This is a genomic window from Gemmatimonadales bacterium (genome assembly GCA_030697825.1).
Classification (GTDB): Bacteria; Gemmatimonadota; Gemmatimonadetes; order Gemmatimonadales; family JACORV01; genus JACORV01.
Genome location: JAUYOW010000229.1, coordinates 1 through 2,078, shown reverse-complemented (window position 1 = coordinate 2,078; position 2,078 = coordinate 1). Strand labels below are relative to the sequence as shown.

At 69.2% G+C, this 2,078-nt stretch carries 2 protein-coding genes and 1 pseudogene; 1 reads left to right on the top strand and 2 read right to left on the bottom strand.

The genetic code is table 11. From position 1 onward, the window contains the following. Positions 1-725 (bottom strand): GTPase HflX (gene hflX / locus Q8Q85_11785; GenBank protein ID MDP3774934.1); only part of this gene is annotated, 725 nt, incomplete at its 3' end. 308 nt (positions 726-1,033) lie between these two features. Between hflX and Q8Q85_11780 the strand changes: the two genes are divergently transcribed. Continuing rightward, a complete protein-coding gene (locus Q8Q85_11780; GenBank protein MDP3774933.1) occupies positions 1,034-1,771 on the top strand; it encodes a hypothetical protein in 738 nt (245 codons plus the stop codon). Between the two features lie 117 nt (positions 1,772-1,888). On the opposite strand, the pseudogene Q8Q85_11775 reads toward Q8Q85_11780, so the two are convergent. Beyond that, positions 1,889-1,999: pseudogene (locus tag Q8Q85_11775) on the bottom strand (hypothetical protein). Between the last annotated feature and the right edge of the window lie 79 nt (positions 2,000-2,078).

Genomic DNA, 2,078 nt, shown 5'->3' with positions numbered 1-2,078 from the left:
TCAAGGGTGGCGAAGAGCCGATCCTCGACGTGCGCATGGGTCTGGGTCAACGCATTGAGCAGACTGGACTTGCCGGCATTGGTATACCCGACCAGCGCCACCCTCAGTACCCCGCGCTCCCGGCTCCGCTGCCGCATCCGGCCGCGATGCTCGGCCACATGGCCGAGTTTCTCCTTGAGCACGCCGATCTTCCTCCGGATCATTCGACGATCCGATTCGAGCTGTGTTTCGCCGGGGCCTCTGAGCCCGATGCCGCCGCGGATGCGCGAAAGGTGCGCCCACATCCTCGTCAGGCGCGGCAGCAGGTACTCCAGCTGCGCCAGCTCGACCTGCATCCGCGCTTCCTTGCTGCGCGCCCGGTGCGCGAAGATGTCGAGGATCAACTCGGTCCGGTCCATCACCCGGGTCTTCAGCGCGTCCTCGAGATGCTTGCCCTGGCGGGGCGACAGCTCCTGGTCGAAGATCGCGAGCGTCGCGCCCAGCTCCACCATGCGCCGCCCGACCTCCTCCACCTTTCCCCGCCCGATATAGAACTCCGGCGTGGGCGCCGCAATGATCTGCATCACCCGCCCCACGACCTCGGCCCCGGCGGTGTCCGTCAGCCGGGCCAGCTCGTCCAGATGCTCTTCGACCTCCTGGGCGTCGCGGCTGCCCTTCCGGGGAGCGCCCACCAGGAGCGCCCGCTCCGCCGGCGGCCGGACCTCGATCACTTGGCGCGCTGACAAGGCTAAGACCCCGGCGTCAAGGGAACGTCAAGGGAGCGCAGGATGGCCCTGGGAGGTACTCCCGCGGGATGTGCGCCTCCCGGACTGGCGGGCGTGGCCGCTCGGGCGCTGGTATATTCGCGGCATGCGCCCACGACCCGAGGAGACATCCGAGCCCGTCCGGCCGGAGGACATCTGCGAGCCGGAATGGGTGGATTGGCTTCGGCTGAGCCCGGCGGAGCGCTGGATCGAGAGCAGCCGCCTGTGGAGCACCTTTCTCGCCCTCGGAGGGTCGCTTGATCCCGAGCCCGATTCACAGAGTCCTTTCCGTGACGAGGACGCACGGGGTAGCGAGCCTGGTCATGGGCGGTCAGGCGTGCATCCTGTACGGCGCAGCGGAGTTTAGCCGCGACATCGACTTGGCAATCATCGCCGACACGGAGAACCTCTCCCGACTCTCCAACGCCCTCCAGGAGCTGGAGGCGGCGGTCACGGCCGTGCCGCCCTTCGAGGCACCATACCTGGAGCGGGGTCACGCGGTGCACTTCCGTTGCGGCCGCAACGACGTGGGCGGACTCCGCATCGATGTGATGGCGCGCATGCGCGGAGTGGACGCGTTCCCGGCGCTCTGGACGCGCCGCACGACGTTGTCGCTTCCGGCGGACGCCGACCCGCCGCTCCAGGTGGATCTGCTCGCGCTCCCTGACCTCGTCGCGGCAAAGAAGACCCAGCGCGACCAGGACTGGCCGATGATCCGCCGCCTGGTGGAGGCCAGCTATTTTGGCGCGCGCGACCAACCAACGGCAGAGCACGTCGCGTTCTGGTTGCGCGAGCTGCGGACTCCGGAGCTGCTCGTCGAGTGTGCGTCGGCGTTCCCGGACGAGGCACGCGTCACCGCGCAACAGCGACTCGCCGTCGAGCGTGCAGTGGAGGGCGATCCGGACCGGGTCGACCAGGAGCTCCAGGCCGAGCAGAGGCGGGAGCGTGCCGCGGATAAAGAGTACTGGGCGCCGCTCCGCGCGGAGTTGGAGGCCCTCCGGCAGGAACGGCGGGCCGGGGAACACTGAGCGGACAGTCCACCAGTGAGCGCACGCCGGGTGCGAAACGTCCACCACGTGGATCAGCACGTCCGCCGCTGCCGCCTCCGAGCACGCCGATCTTCTTCCGGATCATTCGACGATCCGTTCGAGCTGCGTTTCGCCGGGGCCCCTGAGCCCGATGCCGCCGCGGATGCGCGAGAGGTGCGCCCACATCCTCGTCAGGCGCGGCAGCAGGTACTCCAGCTGCGCCAGCTCGTCCAGATGCTCTTCAACCTGCTGGGCGTCGCGGCTGCCCTTCCGGGGAGCGCCCACCAGGAGCGCCCGCTCCGCCGGC